Here is a 23,316-nt window from a genome sequence, read left to right as displayed (position 1 = left end):
ATGAAATCTATTATAAATAATAAATCTTGGCAACGAGTAGCTTTAATGTCTACTCTTGCCATTACACTTCAAAGCTGTTTTGTTGCTAAAGATTATGAGCAACCTGAAATTATTCAAGAAGAAAATTTTAGAACAGATAATTTACCACAAGATAGTATTACTATGGCCGAGGTTTCTTGGCGAGATATGTTTACCGATCCTATTTTACAGGAACATATAGATGAAGGTTTAAAGAACAACATAGATATACGAGTAGCTTTACAGCAAATTATTTCCGCGGAAGCGTATTTAAAACAAGGAAAAGCAGGATATCTCCCTTCCGTTACAGGGAGTGGGACTTTTACTAGAAATTATTTTTCTAAAAACGGTCAATTAGGTTTGCAATTAGGAAATTCTTCTGCTGGAGGAGGAATTGGAGATCACATAGATCTTTATGACCTTTCTGCCAACTTATCTTGGGAAGCAGATATTTGGGGAAAAATAAGAAGTAACAAAAGAGCTTTTGAAGCAAGTTACTTACAAAGTGTTGCTGCCCACCAAGCAGTAAAAACCACACTTGTCTCTAATATCGCTTCTTCTTATTATCAATTACTTTCTCTAGATGAACAGAAAAAAGTTACGGAAAGAACTATAGAAAATCGTGAGAAAAGTTTAGAAACTAATAAGGCTTTAAAAGAAGCTGGTAGTATTACAGAAGTTGGTGTAAAACAAACTGAAGCACAATTATATACTGCTAAAGCTATTTTAATTGACATTAATAATCAAATTAGATTATTGGAGAATACGATGTCCATTTTATTAGGGAAGGAACCTTCTACTATTGCTAGAGCAGAATTAGAAGATCAAGAAATAGAAACCGAACTTAAAACAGGTGTTCCTGCACAGTTACTAAAAAATCGTCCAGATTTAATTGCAGCAGAATATAGCTTGGTAAATGCTTTTGAATTAACTAATGTGGCCCGTTCTAACTTCTACCCTTCTATTACCTTAAATGCTACTGGTGGTTTACAAGCTTTAGAGTTTGATAAGTTATTTGATACACAATCCTTATTTGCCACTTTAATTGGAGGTATTACTCAGCCTATTTTTAATAAAAGAAAAATAAGAACACAATTTGAAGTCGCAGAATCTCAACAAGAACAAGCTCGTCTTCAGTTTAGACAAGCTTTTTTAACTGCTACTAAGGAAGTTGCAGATGCTTTATATAATTATGAAGCAGCTACAGAGAAGATTGATGTAAAGCAAAAAGAGTTTGAAGCTTATGATATCGCTACACAGTATTCTGAAGAATTATTAAATAATGGTTTAGCAAATTATTTAGAAGTGTTAACTGCACGTGAAAATGCTTTAAATTCTAGTCTAGATTTAATTAATGCTAAATACATTCAATTAAACTCAATGGTCAATTTATATGAAGCCTTAGGTGGCGGTTGGCAATAAAAATTGTTTTATTTATTTTTTTGGTTAGTGTAAAAGTCTTGTGCGAAAGCGCAAGGCTTTTTACTTTAAAGTCCCTCCTTTAGCGGTCCACCAAGGGTGTATTTCTACTTCTAATCTCCCTGCTTTCACCATAGGATCTAAATTTGCTAAACTATCAGCCATTTTTAGATTAGGCGTATTATAAACAACAATTCCTCTTAGATCTCCATCATCTCCAAAAGGTCCAGTTAAACTTGTATATCCTTCTTTAGCCATACGCTCCAAATGGATCAAATGTTTTTCTTGCAATTTCGCCGTTTCTAAAGAATCTTGATTTCTTTCTTTGCCCGCTTTTAAAAACACCATAAAATATTGTTGCATGAGGTAAGTGGTGTCTCCTTCTTTGTAGTGAAATACTTGATAACCTTTTTCTTTTAATTGCTCAGTTCTCTGTTCTATACTAAGCCCTAAACTTTCTTCCTTTTTAGTTACTAGGCTATCTTTTGCAAATCCCTCTTTTTTATCCTGATCTTTTAAAGCTTCTTCGCAAGAAGTAAAAGCAGCTAGTACTAATAAAAATGTTATTGTTCTTTTCATTTTACCAAGTTGTATATGGTTTATTAATTAATGCAGAATTATAATATTTTGAATCTCCCGTAACTTCTTTACCTATCCAAGCTGGTAAAGATACTTCTTCTTTTTCTGAATTTAACTCTACTTCAGCAATACATAAACCTTCGTTATCCTTATAAAATTCATCTACTTCGAAAGTGTGATTTTCAAATTTTACTAAAAAGCGTTGCTTTTCAATTTGTCCTGGCTCACATAATTTTAATAGTTCTTCTGCTTCCGCTAAGGGAATTATTTTTTCCCATTCAAATCTTGATAATCCACTAGAAGAAGATTTCCCTTTCACGGTTATAAATGCCTTTTCTCCTGTAATACGTATGCGTGTGGTTCTTTCTTTATGAGAATTAAGGTAACCTTGTTGGATGTAAAAAGAGTCACAAGCTTCCTTTTTAAAGGAGTTATCTTTCAGTAAAAATTTTCTTTCTATCTCTTGCATCTACTGGATTTTAATTTACAGGTGAGCGACAAAACTAGTCATCTTATATTATTTTTATTTACTTCTCTAAAATTAAATCAAAAATTACCTACTTTTAACTATTAGTTAGAGTTTTAGAACTTCATATATATGAAAAAACAATTTACCTTTTTTTCTTTTTTATTCCTCATTGTTTTTCATTTAGCAAGTTTTGCAAATGTTGTTCCTCTTCAAGCAGTTGCCAAAGATTCAACATCTAATCAAAATGACATTTTAAAAACTCGCGGCGGTTTTCCTGTTATAGGAAAACAAAAAGAAGAGCTCTTTTCTATTTATACAAAATCGGGATCTTTAAGCGCTGCAGAAAGAGCTTCGCTAATTTCAGAAAGAATCCAAGAGATTAAATTTGAAAGTTTCTCTGCAGACTCTCTATCTATCGCCAAACTAGAAAATGAAACCGATATTCTTTACGGAAAAAACACTTTATTAAGTCTTACAAGTCGGGATGCTCTTGCTAACGAAACCACGATAGATTCACTTGCTAAAGCTTATCTAGTTATTGTAGAAGCCAATTTAAATAAACAAACCGAAAGTTTTGTGCCTGTAAATATCTTTTTAAAAATAGGGCTCACCGTTTTAATCCTTTTAGGCTTATGGCTAGCCTTAAAACTCATTACTTTTTTAGATAAAAAAACCATTTTATTTATTGAAAAGCACAAAAGCAAATGGCTAAAAAGTCTTACTTATAATAACTATACTTTTATTACTCCAGAGCAAGAGCTGACTGTAATTCTCTTTCTGGTGAAGATTGTAAAATGGGTTTTAATTTTATTAATAGTCTATATCTTCTTCCCACTAATTTTTAGTGTATTTGAATTCACCAGAGGTTGGTCTGACTATTTATTTGATTTAATCTGGTCATCCTTTAAACAGATATTTACAGCCATTTGGAGCTATTTTCCTAACATTATAAAAATCGCTGCTATCATACTTGTTATGAGGTATTTTATGCGATTTGTTAGGTATATTTTTTCAGAAATTCAAGATAAAAAATTAGAGATCTCAGGCTTTCATTCAGATTGGGCGATGCCAACATTTACTATTGTTCGGTTTTTGTTGTACGCTTTTATGTTTGTATTGATATTTCCATTACTACCAGGATCAGATTCTAACATTTTTAAAGGAGTTTCGGTATTTCTTGGGGTTTTACTTTCTTTAGGATCTTCATCTGCCATTGCCAATATGGTTGCAGGTTTGGTGATTACCTATATGCGTCCTTTTAAAATTGGAGATCGCATTAATATTGGCAACACTTCTGGAAACGTGGTAGAAAAGACATTATTAGTCACGCGTTTAAGAACCATCAAAAACGAAGAAATTACCATTCCTAATTCAGCTGTTCTTAACGGAAATACAATTAATTACTCTTCCTATGGAGAACAAGAAGGTTTAATCATAAATACTACGGTTACACTAGGGTATGATATCCCATATAAAAAAGTTAACGAAGCATTAATTGAAGCGGCTTTAAGAACAAATGCCATCCAAAAGAAGCCACAGCCCTTTGTTCTACAAACCAGTTTAGATGATTTTTATGTTTCTTATCAATTAAATGCTTACACCAAAGAACCCAACAAACAGGCTTTAATATATTCAGAATTGCATCAAAATATTCAAGATTGTTGTAATGAAATGGATATTGAAATCTTATCGCCGCATTATCGAGCGCAGCGTGACGGAAGTATGACTACCATCCCTGCAGATTATTTAGATAAGGACTATAAAGCGCCACCTTTTCATGTCAATATTCAAAAAGAAGATAAATAATGATTAGACTAGTTTTTTTATCTCTTCAGATTCTATAATTTGCTTATTAGATTGAGAATTAGCCAATACTAGCATTGCTTTAGCAATAGTTAATGCAGAGATAGATTTGTACTTTTTTAAGGGTCCTAACATCGCAAAATTGGCAATCTTCATGATTTGTTTCCATAAAAATTCAAACGGACGTTTTTCTTTCCGTTTACCAGAAATTAATGAAGGTCGTAGAATGTAAGTATGTTCTATTTCTTGTTGAAGAACATTAGCTTCTGCCTTTCCTTTGATTTGATTTGATTTGATTATAAAAAAACCAACTTTCTAAATCCGCGCCAAGCGCAGAAATCATTATAAAAGTATTTATTTGATTCTCTTTTGCTAATACTGAAGCTTGTGTAGGAATGCCAACATCTACCTTTTTATAAACTTCTTTATTAGGAGTTTTCTTTTGAGTGCTCCCAATACAACAAAAAACCTCATCGCCTATAAAATGATTTTTTTGTTCGGTTAACCGAAATAAATCTACTTTAAATTCTACCAATTTTAGATGGGTAAAGCCAAGGCTTCTTCTAGTAAAAACTTTTACTTTCTCATAGCGTTCATCTTTGAGAAGTTGGTCTAATAAAAGTCCGCCCGTTAACCCTGTTGCTCCTAATACAATAGCTGTTTTTCTCTTTTTCATCTTATAAAGATAAAAAATATAGGAATCGTTTTAAGTAAAAGCACTAATCATAAAACATGTTTTAACTTTGTAGTTAATGACACTACGCAAAATAATTCATGTAGATATGGATGCTTTTTACGCCTCTGTAGAGCAACTCGATAATCCCGAATTAAGAGGAAAAGCAATTGCTGTAGGTGGAGGTTCTAAACGCGGCGTAGTGAGTGCTGCTAGTTATGAAGCGCGTAAATTTGGGGTGAAAAGTGCTATGAGCGGGGCATTAGCTCAAAAACTTTGTCCTCATCTTATCTTTGTCAAATCAAATTTTGACCGCTACCGAGAAGTTTCTCAACAAATAAGAAAAATTTTCTTTGAGTATACAGATTTGGTCGAACCACTTTCCTTAGACGAGGCGTATTTAGATGTGACCGAGAATAAAATGGGCAATCCCAGTGCTACCTTAATTGCCCAAGAAATTAGAGAGAAGATAAAAGAAAAAACAGGTTTAAATGCTTCCGCAGGAATATCTATCAATAAATTTGTAGCCAAAATTGCCAGCGATTATAACAAGCCTAACGGCCAAAAAACGGTTTACCCCAAAGAGATTGCCTCTTTTTTAGAAGCTTTAGAAATTAGAAAATTTCATGGGGTGGGAAAAGTTACTGCAGAAAAAATGTATGGGTTAGGGATTTTTACGGGAAAAGATTTAAAAGAGAAATCCCTAGAGTTTTTAGCGGAAAATTTCGGTAAAAGCGGTCCGTATTATTATAACGCTGTACGCGGAATTCACTTAAGTGAGGTTAAACCTAACCGCATTAGAAAATCTTTGGGTGCCGAACGTACTTTCTCTGAGAATATTTCTTCGGAAGTCTATATGTTAGAACGCTTAGAACACATTGCCGAAGAGATTGAACGCCGTCTTAAAAAGAGTAAAGTTGCTGGAAAAACAGTAACTCTAAAAATAAAATATAGTGATTTTAGTTTACAAACTCGTAGTAAAACACTTTCTTATTTTATAGCTTCTAAAGAGCTCATATTAGAAACCGCCAAAGAATTACTTTACCAAGAAAAAATGAAAGATTCAGTGAGGCTTTTAGGTATTTCTTTGTCTAATTTAAATACTGATAAGAAAGTAAAAGTTGAAGATGAGCCAAAAGAGGTTTATATACAGCTAAAATTTAAATTTTAAACTTTTTTGTAACTTTCTACAATGAAAGAATTTTGTGTTTTAGAGACTCCAAGGTTAAATTTAAGAGCTTTATCTATTAAAGACTGGGAAGAAATAGCATATTTAAGGAGTGATATTACAATGAATAAATATGTTTCTAGGCCATCTGCAAGAAATCAAAAAGAAGCTCTAGCATTTATTTATAAAATTCAAAAAGGGATTCGAAAAAAGGAGTTACTGTATTGGAGTATTTCTTTAAAAGAGAACCCAAAAATGATTGGAAGTATCTGTTTATGGCATTTTTCGAAAGATAAAACGACTGCAGAAGTGGGTTATGATTTAGCTGCAAATCAACAAGGCAAAGGAATTATGAATGAAGCTTTGCAAGCAATCATAAATTATGCATTTTATGATCTTCAGTTAATAAAAATAGAAGCCTTTACACATTACGAAAACAGCAAATCATTGTCTTTATTAGAGCGCAATTCATTTGTATTAAATCCTAATAGGAAAGATATAGGAAACGAAAACAATATTATTTTAGAGTTAAAAGCTTAGCGTTAGAGATTGAACCGCATGTTTGAACTCTTTTTGTGACTAAACAAAAAAGTGAGTAGAGAAAGCGCGGCGGGTTCTTTCAACCCGCAACGCCCAAATATGACTTAATCAATTTCTGAAACTCTTAATGTATTTACCATACCTTTATTTCCAATAGGCATGGCTGCAAGGTTAATAACAAAATCGTTCTTCTTTACGAATTTCTTATCCTTAGCAATCTGATTTACATCTTCTACAGTTTCATCTGTACTCACAAATTTATCATAGTAAAAAGCTTTAACACCCCATAATAAACTTAATTGTGTAAGGATTCTCTTATTAGAAGTAAATGCTAAAATATTAGCCGAAGGCCTCCAAGCTGAAATTTGAAACGCTGTATAACCACTATTAGTTAGGGTACAAATTACTTTGGCATCTATCTCATTTGCCATGGTCGCTGCGTGATAACAAACCGATTTAGTAATGTAACGTTTAGTACGAATATGTGGCGGATTGTGAGGAACTTGTATTAAATCTGAATGCTCTACACTTCTAATAATCTGAGCCATTTTTTCAATTACTTGTACTGGAAATTTCCCTACAGATGTCTCTCCGCTTAGCATCACAGCGTCGGCACCATCCATTACAGAGTTAGCTACATCGTTTACTTCTGCTCTTGTAGGGGTAAGACTCGTAATCATCGTTTCCATCATTTGGGTAGCAATAATTACTGGGATTCTTGCTTTTTTAGCTTTTAGGACTAATTCTTTTTGAATCAATGGAACTTCATGAGCAGGAACCTCTACTCCTAAATCTCCACGAGCTACCATCAAACCATCACAATGTGCTACAATTTTATCAATATTCTTAACCCCTTCAGGTTTTTCTATTTTAGCAACGATTGGTATTTTATGGTCGCTGTGTTCGTCTATAATTTTTTGTAGCACTTGTAGGTCCTCAGCATTTCTAACAAATGATAAAGCTATCCAGTCTACCTGTTGTTTAATAGCAAACTTAGCATCTTCAATATCTTTTTCGGTCAGCGCCGGAAGAGAAATATCGGTATTTGGTAAGTTGACTCCTTTTCGAGAACGTAAAGGTCCGCCTTGAATTACCTTTGCTTCTACTTCATTCTTTTGATTTGTACTTACAACTTCAAAAATTAACTTTCCGTCATCTAAAAGAATTCTCTCTTTAGGTTTTACATCTTGAGGAAAGCTATTATAGTTCATGTAAACACGCTCTTTAGTCCCCTTAAATTCTTCTCCGGTAGCGAAAACAATGACCTCTCCCTTGTTTACCACCACCTCTTCTTTCATTATCCCTACACGAAGTTTTGGTCCTTGCAAATCGGCTAAAATACCTGCATTGAAACCATATTTTTCATTGAGCTCTCGTATCATTTTAATACGTTCAACCACATCTTCATAACTTGCATGAGAGAAATTGATTCTAAAGATATTAACGCCTTTTTCAAGCATTGACTTAAGAATCTGTTTAGAAGCAGTTGCTGGTCCTAAAGTGGCTACTATTTTTGTTTTCTTTATTTTATTCATCAACTAAAAGTTAAATTTTCTACAGACTTTAAAGTATCAAAATCTACTTTATAGGCAGTAATTATTGGGGTAATTTTATGTAATTCTGAAATAATTTTTTTAGAATTAATATTTGTTCCTTCATTTTCTATCTTCAAGAAAAAATCTACGTTCTTATATTCTGGTATTAAATTGGTAGAATATGTCGCATCATCTTTAAACAATGAACCTTCGCTATATAAATTGGATGCTTTTATTTTATGTTTATTCTCTACCAAGTAATAATTACATTGTTGATAGTCGTCACAATATTTAAAAAGTTCATAAAATGCTGTCCCTTCTTTATAGGTAAAATCTACATCAACTTCTTCTCGTTGCAATCTAAAGTTCAAGGTTTTATTGAGCAAGAAAGATAAGTGATATGCTTCTAAAGAACAATGTATGGCAATAAGATCAAAATCTTCCTCTATAAAGGTATTGAGCATTAATTTATTAGCCATAATCATTTTCTTAAAATAATAAAGGTAAAGATAAGATTTGCCTTACACAATTTAAGTTGAGGACACGTTAAAAAATAATAAAGAATAATTCTTATTCTCGGGTATCAATTTTGCTTTGATTGGCAAAATACGCTCGTTTAGATGCTTTTTCTTCCGCTTTTTTCTTTGAGGTGGCTCTCGCCTTAGCAACAATTTTATCGTCTAACCGAAGTTTAACCGCAAAATGTTTTTGCTCATCTTTGCCTGTGTCCTCATAAATATCATAATGAAATTTTATTTTATTTTTTTGACACCACTCAATCAGTAAACTTTTGTAACTGATAACTCTCCCTTCTAATTGATCTATATCAACATAAGGTTCAATTACTTTCTTATATATAAATTTTTCACAGTATTTATAACCTTTGTCAAGGTAAATAGCGCCTAGCAGCGCTTCAAATAAATTTCCATGAATATTAGCTCCAAAATGACTCGTAGGGATATTCGTTTCTATATATTTAATGAGGTTAAGATCTTTTCCTAATTCATTAAGGTGTTTTCTACTTACAACCTTAGATCTCATTTTGGTTAAATAACCCTCATCCCCTTGCGGAACTTCATTAAACAAATGTGCTGCAATTACAGCGCTAAGCATAGCATCTCCTAAAAACTCTAACCTTTCATAACTTATAGGATTACCGTCTTTATCTTTCTTATTGAGCGATCTGTGGGTAAATGCTATTTGATAATGCGCTATAGATTTAGGTTTGAAGCCAATAATTTTTTGAACTTCAGAAAAAAAATTCCCGCTCTTTTCAGAACGGGAACCTAATATATTTCGAATAACATTCATAAAATGAAATTATTATTCGTTTAACTTTTTAAATAGTACGCAAGCATTGTGACCTCCAAAACCAAAAGTATTACTCATAGCAACATTCACTTCTCTTTCTTGAGCTTTATTAAGCGTAAGATTGAGTGAAGAATCAATATTTTCATCTGCCGTCTCATGATTTATAGTTGGTGGTACTATACTATGTTTCATTGCTAAAATAGAGGCAATTGCTTCTATAGCTCCAGCAGCACCTAGTAAGTGACCAGTCATAGACTTGGTAGAGTTAATATTAATGTTCTTAGCGTGTTCCCCAAAAACTTTTGTAATTGCTTTTAATTCGGCTACATCACCTAGTGGCGTTGAAGTACCGTGTGTATTAATTGTATCTACATCTTCTGGTTTTAAACCAGCATTTTGTAAACAATTTTCCATCACAGCTACAACTCCTATTCCTTCTGGGTGTGGGGCTGTCATATGATAAGCATCAGAAGACATTCCGCCTCCTACAACTTCTGCATAAATTTTTGCTCCACGTGCTTTTGCATGCTCGTATTCTTCTAAAACTAAAGCTCCTGCTCCTTCTCCTAATACAAAACCATCTCTGGTTGAATCAAAAGGTCTTGAAGCTTTTTGTGGATCTTCATTTCTAGTGGAAAGTGCGTGCATCGCATTAAAACCACCCATACCTGCTTGTGTTACTGCTGCTTCACTACCTCCTGTTACCATTACATCACTATACCCTAAACGGATATAATTCAAGGCATCAATCATTGCGTTTGCTGATGATGCACAAGCTGAAACAGTCGTGTAGTTTGGCCCCATAAATCCATGTTTAATAGAGATATTACCAGGAGCAATATCGGCTATCATCTTAGGAATGAAAAATGGGTTAAAACGCGGAGTACCATCACCATTGGCAAAGTTTTTAACCTCTTCTTGAAAGGTTTCTAAGCCACCAATACCAGCTCCCCAAATAACACCAACACGGTATTTATTGATGGTATCTAAATCTATAGCAGAATCTTTTATAGCTTCGTCTGATGCTACAATAGCATACTGAGCAAATCTATCTAATCTTCTTTTCTCTTTACGATCAAAATACGCATCAAAATCGAAGTTTTTTATTTCACAAGCGAACTTAGTTTTAAATTTTTCAGTATCAAAATAAGTAATTGGGGCACCCCCACTCTTACCATTAACCAATCCGTCCCAATATTCTTCAATATTGTTACCAATTGGGGTCAATGCACCTAAACCTGTAACTACTACTCGCTTTAACTCCATACTATAGGTTTGTTATTTTTTTGCTTCCTCGATGTAAGAAATAGCTTGACCAACAGTAGCTATATTTTCTGCCTGGTCGTCTGGAATTTGAATGTCGAATTCTTTTTCGAACTCCATAATTAATTCTACGGTATCTAATGAATCCGCACCTAAATCGTTAGTAAAGCTAGCTTCGTTTACTACTTCGTTTTCGTCAACTCCTAATTTATCAACGATAATTGCTTTTACTCTTGATGCAATGTCTGACATAATCTTATATTTTTAATTTTGATTAAGTGGCAAAAATAAAAAACTTTATTTTAAAACAAGTTTTAATACCAAAAATGTGGTGTCAATTTACGTATTTTTACATTAATAGCTATTTTTACCTTTTAATATTTTGCAAAATTTATGGTTTCAGAATCAAATAACAGTCCCTCTATCAAGAAAATTGTCATCTTCGCCTCTGGGCAAGGATCTAACGCTAAGCGAATTATCGAATATTTCTCTAACACGAATCAAATTGAGGTTACCCATGTGTTTTCAAATAATATAAAAGCACCAGTTTTAAGAACTGCTCACGATTTAGAAGTTAATGCGCTTCATTTTGATAGATCTGCCTTTTATGACACGCATGAAGTGCTAAATTTATTAAAAGATATTGACCCAGACCTAATCGTACTGGCTGGATTTTTATGGATGATGCCTAAAAATATCATCAAAAACTTTCCTAATAAAATAATCAATCTACATCCTGCTCTTTTACCTAAATATGGAGGAAAAGGTATGTATGGTGCTCATGTACATAAGGCTGTTCTAGAAAATAAAGAAACAGAAACAGGCATTAGTTTTCATTATGTAAATGAAAAATACGATGAAGGAAAAATGATAGCTCAAGAAATAATTCCGGTAAACGAAAATGAAACGGTAGCTAGTTTACAAAAGAGAATACATGAATTAGAGCACAAACATTTTGTCAAAGTAATCGAAGACCTTCTTATTAATGAGTAAGAAAAAGAAATTTTACGTCGTCTGGAAAGGAAACAAAACTGGTATTTTTGAATCTTGGGAAGATTGTAAAGCTGCCATTAAAAGTTTTAAAGGGGCACAATACAAGTCTTTCCCTACTTTTGCAGAGGCAAAAAAAGCATTTAATGGCGCTTACGCGGATTTTATCACTTCCAAGAAAGATAAAAACAAACTTTCTCCGCTTCAGCAAAAAAAAGTAGCAGAAGAAGTCAATTTTCATTCTATTGCTGTAGATGCTGCCTCTAGCGGAAATCCTGGTAAAGTAGAATACCGCGGTGTAGATACTCAAACTAAGAAACAGCTCTTTCACCAAGGACCTTTTGCCCAAGGCACTAACAATATTGGTGAATTTCTAGCTTTAGTACACGGCTTGGCTCTATTAAATAATCAAAAAAGCGATAAAGTTATTTACTCTGATTCTAAAATAGCGATGAGTTGGGTGCGCAAAAAAAATTGCAATACCAAATTACCTCGAAGTAAAAAGAACGCGGATATTTTCGCCTTAGTAGATCGTGCCGAAGCTTGGCTGAATACCAATCGAGTAGCTACTAAAGTGCTCAAGTGGAATACTAAAGAATGGGGTGAAATTCCTGCAGATTTTGGAAGAAAATAAAATACTTATTTTTTCTTCTTCTTATAATTTCTTCCGTACCACATTAAAAATCCGGTAACGGGTAAACTTGCAGTCAACAGACTTATAATAAAGGCTAAGATTTTTCCTGCTATACCTCCAATAGCGCCTATGTGAATATCATAATTCATTCGCAGTACTTTATCAGAAAGTTTAGCGTCTTTATATTTCCCGTAAATTCCTGGAGTTTCAATTTCTTCTAAGGTATGCTGATCAAAAAAACGATAGTCATTATTATAATAAAGGCCTTCGCTATTTGCTAACTCTACATATATACTTTCATTTTCGTCATGAGGGTAATGTAATTCATAAGAAACCGCATTGGGAGACTCTTTCATTAATTTTACAATTAACCGATCAATAGGTTTTTCTTGTGCTACTAGTTTTGGAGGAGCGCTATTATTATCAGGAATGATAAAACGAGCTTCTTTTTCTCCTCCTATAGATTTATAGACCACATATTTTAACCAATTATAGGAAATAACAGAACCCGTAAAGGCTAACACAAAAGCTAGCGAACATATATAAAATCCTGTGATGGCATGTAAATCATAGTTTTTACGTTTCCACTTGGTGGTTTTTTTCCACTTAAATTTTAGTCGCTGATCTAAGTTTTTACGCTTTTTTGGAAACCACACTACAATTCCCGAAATGATAATCAATAGGAATATTAATACCGAAGCCGACACTAATTGTTCCCCAATTTCTTTAGGAAGCCACATACGAATATGTCCTTTTAAAATAAACGCAAAGAAACCACTCATATGATCTTTCACTTCTATTACTTCACCAGAATAGGGATTCAAAAAAACACTTTGGTAAAATTCAGGTTCAGCATCATAAAAAATCACCTCTACAGGCTGAGCTCCATGTTCAAATAAAACTCCGTGTATACTTTGATTGGGAAATACCTCTTTAGCAAATGTTTTAGCTTGAGTAGGAGTAAGTATAGGTTGATCTTGAAGACTTATCTGCACAGAATCATCTAACAAGCTTTCTATTTCTTCTTTAAACGCCCAACAGCAACCTGTTATGGCAACCACAAAAACTATAATCCCAGTGACTAACCCAAGGTATTTGTGCAATTGAAAAAAAATCTTTTTTGTAGAAGCCATAACGGATGGTGGAATTTAAAATTTGTAAGCTACTTTAGCTAATAGAGTTCTTGGAGTTTGTGGACTAATAGTGGTCCAACCCTTATAATACTCTTTATTAAAAGCATTATTTAATTTTAAGCTAAGACTGTACTTTTTAGCTTGATAATAAATACTGGCATTAGCAATAGTATATGAGGGTAAAATAAACTCTCCAGTAGAAACATAGTTAATAGCAAATCTTTCACTTGCACCATTAATACCTGCACCAAAACCTAAACCTTTCAACTTACCCTTTGTAAGCTCATAATTTGCCCACGCATGGTAAAGACTTTCTGGTCCCGCTTCTAACGGTCTTTTATTTAAGATTTCTAAATTGTCAGATTTTATGGTTTCACTATCATTATAACTATAGCCCGCTCTAATATTTAGTCCTTTTATAGGATTAGCATTTAACTCTACCTCAACTCCCTTACTTTCAACCTCACCACCTTGAATTTTATTAAAAAGAGAGTTAGGATCCGTTATAACTCTATCTTTAACCTTAATATCATAATAACTAATGGTGGCATTTAATCGGTTGGTAAATAGGTTTGTTTTAACACCAAACTCCATTTGGTTTGCTTGTTCTGGATCAAATGTTTTTAAAGTTTGAGCTCCTTGATCTGGATCACCTACTAATTGCGGAGCAACATTCGTAAACCCGTTTTGATAATTTGCAAAGACAGAAAGCTGCTCTTCTATAGGCTGATAAACCAAACCGAATTTTGGTGATAAGGTGGTTTGATCATAATCATCTTCTTCTACTAAAATATCTCCATCATTATTAAAATGATCTAAACGAACTCCTACCATCGCAGATAATTGTTTTGTGATATTCACAACATCTGAAACATACAAACTATAAGTTTCATATTTAGATGTGGCGTTGCTTATAGGTTGGTTTTCTAAAACACTATCTACACCAGAAGTGGATAAAGGATAAGCAACATCTTCTACGTCTGTAGTAAATGGATCATCTCCATTTGATAATCCTTCTGGAGTTACATTTCCGTAAAAAGCATATCCCGAACTATTATTGGTTTCTGTTGCAGTAAAGTAATCTAAACCAATCACCATTCGATTTCTTAGAGAACCTAATTTAAAATCTCCAATAAAATTTTGCTGAATATCTGTAGTCTGCGTGTTAGAGTTTTGTTTATTCAAAAATCTAGAAAAAGTATCATTTCCTAAAATTCCGTAATCAAATAAATAAGTATAGTATCCTTTAGTAGAAGTATTACTTCTAGATAATAAGGTCTGAGATTTCCACGAATCGCTTAACTTATAATCAGCTTCAAAACGGTAATTTTGATTAGGATTTTCTAGCGTTAAGTCATTACTTGTAAATGAAAATTTATTGTTGTAGTTAAGCTCATTTAAATCCTGAGATTCTGTAGGGGCGCTTCTATTTAAGAAAAGAAACATAGGATTAGTTTGTTCGGCTTGAGTAATTTCAGCATAAAATGAGAACGATAATTTATTATTCACTTTATATGACAAAGAAGGAGCTACAAAAAAAGATTTACTAAAACCTGCATCCTGAAAGCTTTGCTGTGAAGTATAAGCTGTATTAACTCTAAAATAAATGTTATCCTTTTCGCTTAAAGCGGAATTCACATCGGCCACGACTTGATTAAAGCCATAAGAGCCGGCAGTATAAGAAATTTGTCCTCCGGTACCAACATATGGTTTTTTTGTCACCACATTAATTAAACCCCCATAAGAGCTCACTGCGTTACCAAACAAAGTAGCCGAAGGTCCTTTTAAAACCTCTATTCGCTCAATATTCGCTGGGTTTATTGTTCCATTAGTCAAACCTGGTAAACCATTAACCAATTGCGGCTGAACTGAAAAACCTCTTAAAGAAAAGTAACCTGCACCGTCTCCTCCTCTACCTGTAGATGTCCACAGCTGCTCTACCCCAGTGGCATTTTTTAAAGCATCATCAAAATTAGTAACTACTTGCGATTCTAATAACTCATTCGTTACCGTACTATAAACCTGTGTATTTTCTAAATCTTTTAAAGGTAGTTTAGCAACATAAGCGGTTTGTTTTCTAGAAAACTTATTTCTTCTTTCGCTTTTAATCACAACTTCATTTAAAATTTCATTTCCTTCATATAAAACTATGCTCCCCAAATCTTGATTGCTTCCGTTAAGCACTTCTACATTTAACTCTTTAGTTTTATAACCTAGATAAGTTATGGTTAACTTATAAGTACCCGCAGGAACCCGATCCAATAAAAATGTACCATCTTGTTGAGTTTGAGCGCCAATATTTTGAGAGTTAATCACTACATTAACCCCTGCTAAAGCTTGTTGATGATTATTGGTAATTTTACCTGAAACCGTAGAAGATTGGGCCATTACACCTACCGAAAACAACACAACTAAAAGAAAACAAAAATTTTTCATATTATACTTAGACTAAATTTAAATAATTTTGGCTGCAAAAATAATAGGGTTTATTCTCTCCTGCAAGTTATTCTTAATAAATCTAAATAAGCTTATTGAAAATTTTCAATAGAAGAAATTCTATTAAAATGGAAGTAAAAAATTTTTTATTCTATAAAATGATATGTCGATTTTTTTAATAGAAAACATCATAATTTGTAAGTATCATAATTTACAGTGTAACTTTCTACATATTATTTAAATCAACGTATATTTGCAGCAAAATTACAAAACCCATGAGTAAACTTTTAATTGTAGGAACTGTTGCTTTTGATGCTATAGAAACGCCTTTCGGTAAAACAGATAAAATTTTAGGAGGAGCAGGAACCTATATAGGATTAGCCGCTGAAAAATTTGGTGTAGATAGCGCTATTGTTTCAGTAGTAGGAGGTGATTTTCCTCAGGAATATTTAGATTTATTTCAGCAAAAAAATATCAATACCGAAGGTTTAGAAATTGTAAAAGAAGGAAAAACTTTTTTTTGGAGTGGTAAGTATCACAACGATATGAACACGAGAGATACTTTAGATACGCAGCTAAATGTCTTAGCAGATTTTAATCCTGTAGTTCCTAAAAATTATAAAGATGCAGAAGTGGTGATGTTAGGAAATTTACATCCACTCGTCCAATTGAGTGTGATTGAGCAAGTAGAAAACCCTAAGCTCATTATTTTAGATACGATGAATTTTTGGATGGATAACACATTAGAAGATCTTCATAAAGTAATTGCTAAAGTAGATGTAATTACCATTAATGATGAAGAAGCAAGACAGCTTTCTGGAGAATATTCTTTAGTAAAGGCTGCTCGTAAAATCTCTACCATGGGTCCAAAATATGTAGTAATTAAAAAAGGTGAACATGGAGCTTTATTGTTTTTTGAAAATGAAATGTTCTTTGCTCCAGCATTACCCTTAGAAGAAGTTTTTGATCCTACGGGAGCTGGAGATACTTTTGCAGGTGGTTTTGCGGGTTATTTAACCCAAACAAACGATACTACTTTTGACAATATGAAAAATGCCATTATTTACGGATCTAATTTGGCGTCATTTTGCGTGGAAAAATTTGGCACTGAAAGAATGATTGATCTAAAAAGTGATGAAATTGATAAAAGGCTAAAAGTATTTAAGTCTCTTACTCAGTTTAAAATAGATTTAAATTAAAAAAATGCCCTGCCCTGCGCAGGGTTTTTTCATACATATACACAACAACACAAACCTGAAGGGGAACAACAAATATGAGTGACGCGATAAAACACGAATGCGGAATTGCACAAGTAAGACTTCTAAAACCTTTAGAATATTACAAAGAAAAATATGGTACAGCTTTTTATGGGTTAAATAAAATGTACCTCATGCTAGAAAAGCAACATAATAGAGGACAAGATGGAGCTGGATTAGCAAGTATAAAATTAGATACAGATCCAGGAGAACGCTACATCAGTAGAGTACGTTCTAATCAGGCTCAACCTATTCAAGATATTTTTGCTCAAATTAACGATCGAATCAATGACGAGTTGGTTAGACATCCTGAATATGCTGATGATGTGGCTGCTCAAAAAAAGAACATTCCTTATATAGGAGAAGTTTTCTTAGGCCACGTGCGTTATGGTACCTTCGGAAAAAATAGTATAGAAAGTGTTCATCCGTTTTTACGTCAAAATAACTGGATGCATCGTAACCTCATCGTTGCAGGTAACTTTAACATGACCAATGTTTTTAAGTTATTTGATAATTTAGTAGAGCTAGGTCAGCATCCTAAAGAAAAAGCCGATACTGTTACCGTAATGGAGAAAATAGGTCACTTCTTAGATTCTGAAGTTAGGAAGCTTTACAAAAAATTAAAAAAAGAGGGTTACTCGAAAAAAGATGCTTCTCCGCATATTGCTGATCAGTTAAATGTAGCTAAGATACTCAGAAAGTCTTCAAAAGATTGGGATGGTGGTTACGCTATGGCGGGACTTATGGGACATGGAGATTCTTTTGTACTTAGAGATCCTGCAGGAATACGCCCAGCTTATTACTATATAGATGATGAAGTAGTTGTCGTTGCCTCAGAAAGACCTGTTATACAAACCGTTTTTGATGTACCATTTGATGAAGTAAAAGAATTAGATCCTGGTCACGCTCTTATCACAAAGAAGAACGGAAAAACTTCTATCGATAAAATTATAGAACCATTAGAAAGAAAAGCTTGTTCTTTTGAACGCATCTACTTTTCTAGAGGTAGTGATGCCGAAATTTACGAAGAGAGAAAAAATTTAGGTAAATTTATTATGCCCGACATTTTGAAGGCTATTGATTATGATACTATAAATTCTGTCTTCTCTTTTATTCCTAATACTGCTGAAACTTCTTTCTACGGAATGGTAGAAGCTGCTCAAGATGAATTAAATCGCCAAAAGAATGAGGCTATTTTAGAGGAAAAAGAAAATTTAACTGATAAACGTCTTTCTGAAATTCTTTCTCATCGTCTTCGTACCGAAAAAATTGCTATTAAAGATGCTAAGCTTAGGACTTTTATTACTGAAGATAGCAGTAGAGATGATCTTGTAGCACACGTATATGATGTTACTTACGGTGTAGTAAAAAAGGATGACAACCTCGTTATTATAGATGATTCTATTGTTAGAGGTACCACGCTTAAGAAAAGTATTTTAAAGATGCTAGATCGCTTAGGTCCTAAAAAGATTGTTGTAGTATCATCTGCTCCTCAAATACGTTTTCCAGATTGTTATGGTATTGATATGGCAAGATTAGAGGATTTTGTAGCTTTTAAAGCAGCATTAGAGCTTTTAAAAGAAAATGACAAGTACGGTATTGTAGAAGAGGTATATCATAAATGTAAAGCTCAAATTCATTTAAAAGATAGTGAAGTACAAAATTTTGTAAAAGAGATTTATGAACCTTTTACAAACGAACAGGTTTCTGATAAAATTGCAGAGTTGCTTAGTGATAACTCTATTAAAGCAGGTGTAAAAGTAATTTATCAAACCGTTGAGAAGCTTCACCAAGCTTGTCCTAAAAATTTAGGAGATTGGTACTTTACAGGAGATTATCCTACTCCAGGAGGAAATAGAGTTGTGAATAGAGCTTTTATAAACTTTTATGAAGGTAATAGCGAAAGAGCATATTAATTAACGATTTACAATTAAAAATAAATTTTACCATAATTATTCGTAATTTATTTTGATAAATACAATAGAATGCTATATATTTATAACTCCATAACTAAGTAGGTTAAGTTTATGGTAAAATTTGGGGCAAAAAGGTGATTTAAAAATCACCTTTTTTTCATGAAAAAAGCGAAGTCTAAATTAATAAACTTCGCTATCTTATATATCTAAACCTTCTACTTATTTCGCTTTAGCGTATTTAGAAGAAACTTCTTCCCAGTTAATTACATTAAAAAATGCATCAATATAATCTGGTCTTCTATTTTGATAATTTAAATAGTAGGCGTGTTCCCAAACATCTAATCCTAAGATTGGTTGAGCATCACAACCTTTTCCTGGCATAAGTGGGTTGTCTTGATTTGCTGTAGAACAAACTTCTAATCTTCCACCTTCGTGTGCACAAAGCCAAGCCCAACCAGAACCAAACTGAGTTGCAGCAGCTTTAGAGAACTCTTCTTTAAAAGCATCAAAAGAACCAAAAGCTTCATCAATAGCCTTTGCTAAATCACCTGTAGGTCTATCTCCTCCATTTGGAGACATTACTTCCCAAAATAAATTGTGGTTATAAAAACCACCCCCGTTATTTCTAACAGCTTTATCCTCCATATCTAAATTAGTAAGGATATTTTCTATATTTTTTCCGTCAAGATCTGTTCCGCTTATAGCGTCATTTAATTTTTTGGTATATCCTGCATGGTGCTTACTATAGTGAATCTCCATAGTCTTAGCATCAATATTAGGTTCTAATGCATCGTATGCATATTTAAGTTTTGGTTGTTCAAAAGCCATAATTCTATAGTTTTATATATTAATTGTAAAAATTTCAATCAAAATTAGCTATTAAGATACACTTTTAAAATAAAAATATGTTATAAAATACTTAAATACTAAAACTATCTTACAAAGTGTAACTATAAACTTACATTTCTTATTTTAGTGAAAAATTTTGCCTTGCAAACTAATCAACCCACACCGTTTTATATTTTTAATGCCTCAGCTGGATCGGGGAAGACATTTACCATTGTCAAAAAGTACTTAAGTCTCTTATTCACCTCTACTCAAAAGGATTTTTATAAGAATATTTTAGCTATCACTTTTACAAATAAAGCTGTAGCTGAAATGAAGAGTAGAATCATTGAAACTTTGCGCGCTTTCGCGGAAGAAGAAACACCTTCTAATTTTGCAGCCTTAAAATCATCTATTCAACAAGAAACTGGATTATCATCTATTGAAATTCATCAAAAAAGTAAGCTTATACTCGAAAGCATTTTGCATAATTATGCAGCTTTTGAAATTTCAACCATCGATGGTTTTACCCATAGAGTTCTTCGCACTTTTGCAAAAGACTTAGGTATTGCTGTCAATTTTGAAGTAGAAATGGATACCGGTTTAGTTTTAAGTGAAGCAGTAGACAGGTTGATAGAGAAAGCAGGAAAAGATAAAGAACTCACACAAATTTTAATAGATTTTTCATTAAGTAAAGCAGATGATGATAAAAGCTGGGATATCGCAAAAGACTTAAACGATATTGCTAAGTTACTTATCAATGAAAATTACATACAACCGTTAGAGGTTTTAAAAAAATATGATCTTAATGATTTTAAAGCCTTCGAAAAGGCTCTTAAGGAAAAAATTAAATTATTAGGTGAAATCGCTAAAGCGGAATCTGTTGCTTTTTTTGATTTAATCAACTCCAACGGGTTAGATTTTAAAGATTTTAGTTCAGGTTACATTCCTAAATATTTCCAAAAAGTTATAGACGGCGGCGATTGGTATCCCAGAGGTAGCAAATGGCAACAAAATATAGAGACTCAAGCTCCTTATGCAAAGAAACAAACTGCAGATAAAAAAGCAATTATGGATGCAATCCTGCCAGAGATTGCATCTCATTATAGGTTAGTTGAAAAAGCGGCATTTCAGCAAGAGCTTTGTAATCAAGTAATAAAAAACTTAAATTCTCTATCCTTATTAAATGCTATTGCTAAAGAGGTAGAACTGCTTAAAATAGAACGAGACATTTTACTTATTTCAGATTTTAATAAAAAAATCAGCGAAAGCGTAAAAAATCAACCAGTTCCTTTTATTTATGAACGATTAGGAGAACGTTACCAAGACTATTTTATAGATGAATTTCAAGATACTTCTGAATTGCAATGGAATAATTTAATTCCGTTAATTTCAAACAGCTTAAGTGCCTATTCTGATTCAGGAAAATTAGGAAGTCTACATTTGGTAGGAGATGCTAAACAATCTATTTATCGTTGGCGAGGCGGAAAAGCCGAACAGTTTATTACGTTAAGCGCCGAAAACGAAGAAAGCATTTCTAACAATCCCTTTTCAGTAGAAAAAAAGGTAGAAAATTTACCTTCCAATTGGCGGAGTAAAGCAGAAGTAGTAGATTTTAATAATAGTTTTTTTAGTCACGCTTCTTCCTATCTTGAAACCGACACCTACAAAGATCTTTTTTTAAATGCTGCTCAACATATCGAAAAAAAAGAAGGCGGTTATGTACAAATAGATTTTATTGAAGCTGAGAATGTTGAAGAGAAAAATGAACTCTATCCGCAAAGGGTATTAGAACTCATTTTAGATCTAGAAAACAAAGGATATCAAAAAGAAGATATATGTATTTTGGTTAGAAAAAAATCTCAGGGTTATGCTATTGCAGAATTTCTAAATGAAAATGAAATTCCTATTATCTCCTCTGAAACTTTACTGATTAATCAATCTAAGGAAGTACAGTTTATTAACCACTTATTGCAATTGAGTGTTTATCCTCAAGATGATCAAGCCAAATTTGGAATCTTATATTACTTATGGGAACAACAAGATGATAAAACCGATATTTTTGAATTTATCCACCCTAAATTAGATCTTATAGGTCAAGAGTTTTTTGATGCTTTAGAGAAGAATCAGCTGGTTTTTAATTTAGCTCACTTTCAAAAAATTCCCTTTTATGATGGTTTAGAATATTTAATACGTTGTTTTCAGCTTCAAGAAAAATCTAATGCATACCTCCAGTTTTATTTAGATTTTGTTTACGAGTTTACCCAAAAAAATAGCGGAGGGGTTTTACATTTTTTAGAGGAATGGGAACTAAAGAAAGATCGCTTAAGTATTGTTGCTCCCGAAGGGCAAGATGCTGTGCAAATTATGACGGTTCACAAATCTAAAGGTTTAGAATTTCCAATTGTCATACATCCTTATGCTAATGAAGCTATTGATGATACTAGTAAGGACTTTTTGTGGGTAGAACTAGAAGATGAAGATTTGCCAATACCTTTGGGATATCTTAGAGCTTCAAAAAAACTCCTAGATTTTCAAGGGGATGCGGCCGCAAAATACAGCCAGCTACTCAAGGAAACTCAATTTGATGTTCTTAATGTGCTTTATGTCGCTTTTACGAGAGCAAAAAATCAACTTTTCATTTTATCTGAATTGGATGTAGATAGAAACCAAAACACACATCCTAATAAAACTTCAGGAATATTAATAGATTACCTGAAGCTTCAAAATAAATGGAATGATTCTTTGAGCTATTCCTTTGGAACATTAATAAATCCGCAGCAGCGAAAAGAAAGCGACATCCCTCCTATTTTTCAAGAAATGATCTCTTCTGCTCCTACTCATCACGATATAGATGTGGTGACCAAATCGGGTTCTTTATGGGGAACGAAGCAAGAAGCTTCCATAGATTTTGGAAATACATTGCACGAAATTTTAAATGAAATTACCTATAAGAATGATGTAGAAAAAGCTCTCAAAAATGCAGTGCAAACTTCTTTAATAGAAAAAGAAAGTGAGGACTCTTATAGAAAATCACTTGAGGCCTTGATTAATCACCCAGAACTTACAGCATATTTCTCAAAAGAATATACCGTTTTCACGGAAAAAGAAATTCTATATCAAGCAGAGTTTAAACGTTTAGATCGGCTATGCATAAAACATAAAGAAGCTGTAATTATAGATTATAAAACAGGAGATATTTCTCCAACTCACAAAAACCAAATCAACACTTATACTATGGCCGTAGAAAGCCTAGGTTTTAAAATGATTAAGAAAATATTAATTTACCTAGAAGACAACGCAAAACTAAAGATTGTTTACATTTGAAAATAATAAAAAGAGCAAACC

21 protein-coding genes are annotated in these 23,316 nt (G+C 33.0%); 9 read left to right on the top strand and 12 right to left on the bottom strand.

Annotated features, from left to right (window positions below; genetic code table 11):
* The gene (locus FT986_RS02830; protein ID WP_147863738.1) at positions 1-1,440 is read left to right on the top strand and encodes an efflux transporter outer membrane subunit; all 1,440 of its coding nucleotides are present in this window, start codon (positions 1-3) and stop codon (positions 1,438-1,440) included.
* Positions 1,441-1,500: 60 nt separating this feature from the next.
* Here FT986_RS02830 and FT986_RS02825 read toward each other — a convergent pair whose 3' ends face one another.
* On the bottom strand, positions 1,501-2,016 hold the full coding sequence (locus FT986_RS02825; protein ID WP_147863737.1) for a YciI family protein: 516 nt from the start codon (positions 2,014-2,016) through the stop codon (positions 1,501-1,503).
* Position 2,017: 1 nt separating this feature from the next.
* Positions 2,018-2,485, bottom strand: coding sequence for a CYTH domain-containing protein (locus FT986_RS02820; RefSeq protein ID WP_147863736.1), 468 nt, complete (start codon positions 2,483-2,485; stop codon positions 2,018-2,020).
* A gap of 129 nt (positions 2,486-2,614) precedes the next feature.
* Here FT986_RS02820 and FT986_RS02815 point away from each other — a divergent pair, with 129 nt between their 5' ends.
* Positions 2,615-4,291, top strand: coding sequence for a mechanosensitive ion channel family protein (locus FT986_RS02815; protein WP_147863735.1), 1,677 nt, complete (start codon positions 2,615-2,617; stop codon positions 4,289-4,291).
* 3 nt (positions 4,292-4,294) lie between these two features.
* On the opposite strand, the gene FT986_RS16275 is transcribed toward FT986_RS02815, so the two are convergent.
* Together FT986_RS16275 and FT986_RS16270 are read right to left on the bottom strand one after the other, a co-directional pair.
* Complete coding sequence (locus FT986_RS16275) at positions 4,295-4,444, bottom strand: hypothetical protein (RefSeq protein WP_370451111.1); 150 nt, start codon at positions 4,442-4,444, stop codon at positions 4,295-4,297.
* Between the two features lie 103 nt (positions 4,445-4,547).
* Complete coding sequence (locus FT986_RS16270; RefSeq protein WP_370451110.1) at positions 4,548-4,964, bottom strand: NAD(P)H-binding protein; 417 nt, start codon at positions 4,962-4,964, stop codon at positions 4,548-4,550.
* A 76-nt stretch (positions 4,965-5,040) separates the two neighbouring features.
* Here FT986_RS16270 and dinB point away from each other — a divergent pair, with 76 nt between their 5' ends.
* Both dinB and FT986_RS02800 read left to right on the top strand, forming a co-directional pair.
* Entirely contained in the window at positions 5,041-6,132 is a 1,092-nt protein-coding gene (dinB, locus tag FT986_RS02805) for a DNA polymerase IV (protein WP_147863734.1), read from the top strand.
* 21 nt (positions 6,133-6,153) lie between these two features.
* Positions 6,154-6,669: a GNAT family N-acetyltransferase gene (locus tag FT986_RS02800; protein WP_147863733.1), complete on the top strand. Its 516-nt coding sequence runs from the start codon at positions 6,154-6,156 to the stop codon at positions 6,667-6,669.
* A 104-nt stretch (positions 6,670-6,773) separates the two neighbouring features.
* Here FT986_RS02800 and pyk read toward each other — a convergent pair whose 3' ends face one another.
* From pyk to FT986_RS02775, 5 genes are all read right to left on the bottom strand, one after another.
* The gene (gene pyk, locus FT986_RS02795; RefSeq protein WP_147863732.1) at positions 6,774-8,204 is read right to left on the bottom strand and encodes a pyruvate kinase; all 1,431 of its coding nucleotides are present in this window, start codon (positions 8,202-8,204) and stop codon (positions 6,774-6,776) included.
* Positions 8,204-8,683 carry an IPExxxVDY family protein gene (locus FT986_RS02790; RefSeq protein ID WP_187248557.1) on the bottom strand — a complete coding sequence of 160 codons (480 nt, stop codon included), beginning with the start codon at positions 8,681-8,683 and terminating at the stop codon, positions 8,204-8,206. The genes pyk and FT986_RS02790 overlap by 1 nt, the downstream gene beginning before the upstream one ends.
* A 91-nt stretch (positions 8,684-8,774) precedes the next feature.
* Positions 8,775-9,515, bottom strand: coding sequence for a ribonuclease III (gene rnc, locus FT986_RS02785; protein WP_111539708.1), 741 nt, complete (start codon positions 9,513-9,515; stop codon positions 8,775-8,777).
* Positions 9,516-9,527: 12 nt separating this feature from the next.
* A complete protein-coding gene (gene fabF, locus FT986_RS02780; protein WP_111539709.1) occupies positions 9,528-10,781 on the bottom strand; it encodes a beta-ketoacyl-ACP synthase II in 1,254 nt (417 codons plus the stop codon).
* A gap of 12 nt (positions 10,782-10,793) precedes the next feature.
* Positions 10,794-11,030, bottom strand: a complete 237-nt coding sequence (locus tag FT986_RS02775) for an acyl carrier protein (RefSeq protein ID WP_093141106.1) — start codon at positions 11,028-11,030, stop codon at positions 10,794-10,796.
* Positions 11,031-11,171: 141 nt separating this feature from the next.
* Here FT986_RS02775 and FT986_RS02770 point away from each other — a divergent pair, with 141 nt between their 5' ends.
* Together FT986_RS02770 and FT986_RS02765 are read left to right on the top strand one after the other, a co-directional pair.
* Positions 11,172-11,771: a phosphoribosylglycinamide formyltransferase gene (locus tag FT986_RS02770; RefSeq protein WP_147863730.1), complete on the top strand. Its 600-nt coding sequence runs from the start codon at positions 11,172-11,174 to the stop codon at positions 11,769-11,771.
* Positions 11,764-12,402, top strand: a complete 639-nt coding sequence (locus FT986_RS02765; protein WP_147863729.1) for a viroplasmin family protein — start codon at positions 11,764-11,766, stop codon at positions 12,400-12,402. Before FT986_RS02770 ends, FT986_RS02765 begins: the two co-directional genes overlap by 8 nt.
* A gap of 5 nt (positions 12,403-12,407) precedes the next feature.
* On the opposite strand, the gene FT986_RS02760 is transcribed toward FT986_RS02765, so the two are convergent.
* Together FT986_RS02760 and FT986_RS02755 are read right to left on the bottom strand one after the other, a co-directional pair.
* Complete coding sequence (locus FT986_RS02760; RefSeq protein WP_147863728.1) at positions 12,408-13,535, bottom strand: PepSY domain-containing protein; 1,128 nt, start codon at positions 13,533-13,535, stop codon at positions 12,408-12,410.
* A 15-nt stretch (positions 13,536-13,550) separates the two neighbouring features.
* Positions 13,551-15,971 (bottom strand): TonB-dependent receptor, encoded by a 2,421-nt coding sequence (locus FT986_RS02755; RefSeq protein WP_147863727.1) that lies wholly within the window; start codon positions 15,969-15,971, stop codon positions 13,551-13,553.
* Between the two features lie 275 nt (positions 15,972-16,246).
* On the opposite strand from FT986_RS02755, the gene FT986_RS02750 reads away from it, so the two are divergent.
* Together FT986_RS02750 and FT986_RS02745 are read left to right on the top strand one after the other, a co-directional pair.
* Positions 16,247-17,170 (top strand): PfkB family carbohydrate kinase, encoded by a 924-nt coding sequence (locus FT986_RS02750; RefSeq protein ID WP_147863726.1) that lies wholly within the window; start codon positions 16,247-16,249, stop codon positions 17,168-17,170.
* Positions 17,171-17,244: 74 nt separating this feature from the next.
* A complete protein-coding gene (locus FT986_RS02745) occupies positions 17,245-19,143 on the top strand; it encodes an amidophosphoribosyltransferase (RefSeq protein ID WP_147863725.1) in 1,899 nt (632 codons plus the stop codon).
* A gap of 219 nt (positions 19,144-19,362) precedes the next feature.
* Here FT986_RS02745 and FT986_RS02740 read toward each other — a convergent pair whose 3' ends face one another.
* A complete protein-coding gene (locus FT986_RS02740; RefSeq protein ID WP_147863724.1) occupies positions 19,363-19,971 on the bottom strand; it encodes a superoxide dismutase in 609 nt (202 codons plus the stop codon).
* Positions 19,972-20,133: 162 nt separating this feature from the next.
* Here FT986_RS02740 and FT986_RS02735 point away from each other — a divergent pair, with 162 nt between their 5' ends.
* On the top strand, positions 20,134-23,295 hold the full coding sequence (locus FT986_RS02735) for an exodeoxyribonuclease V subunit beta (protein WP_147863723.1): 3,162 nt from the start codon (positions 20,134-20,136) through the stop codon (positions 23,293-23,295).
* Positions 23,296-23,316: the final 21 nt, after the last annotated feature.

The sequence above is a fragment of the Mesonia sp. K4-1 genome (assembly GCF_008017825.1).
Lineage (GTDB): Bacteria > Bacteroidota > Bacteroidia > Flavobacteriales > Flavobacteriaceae > Mesonia.
This window is presented reverse-complemented; position numbering and strand designations above follow the sequence as displayed.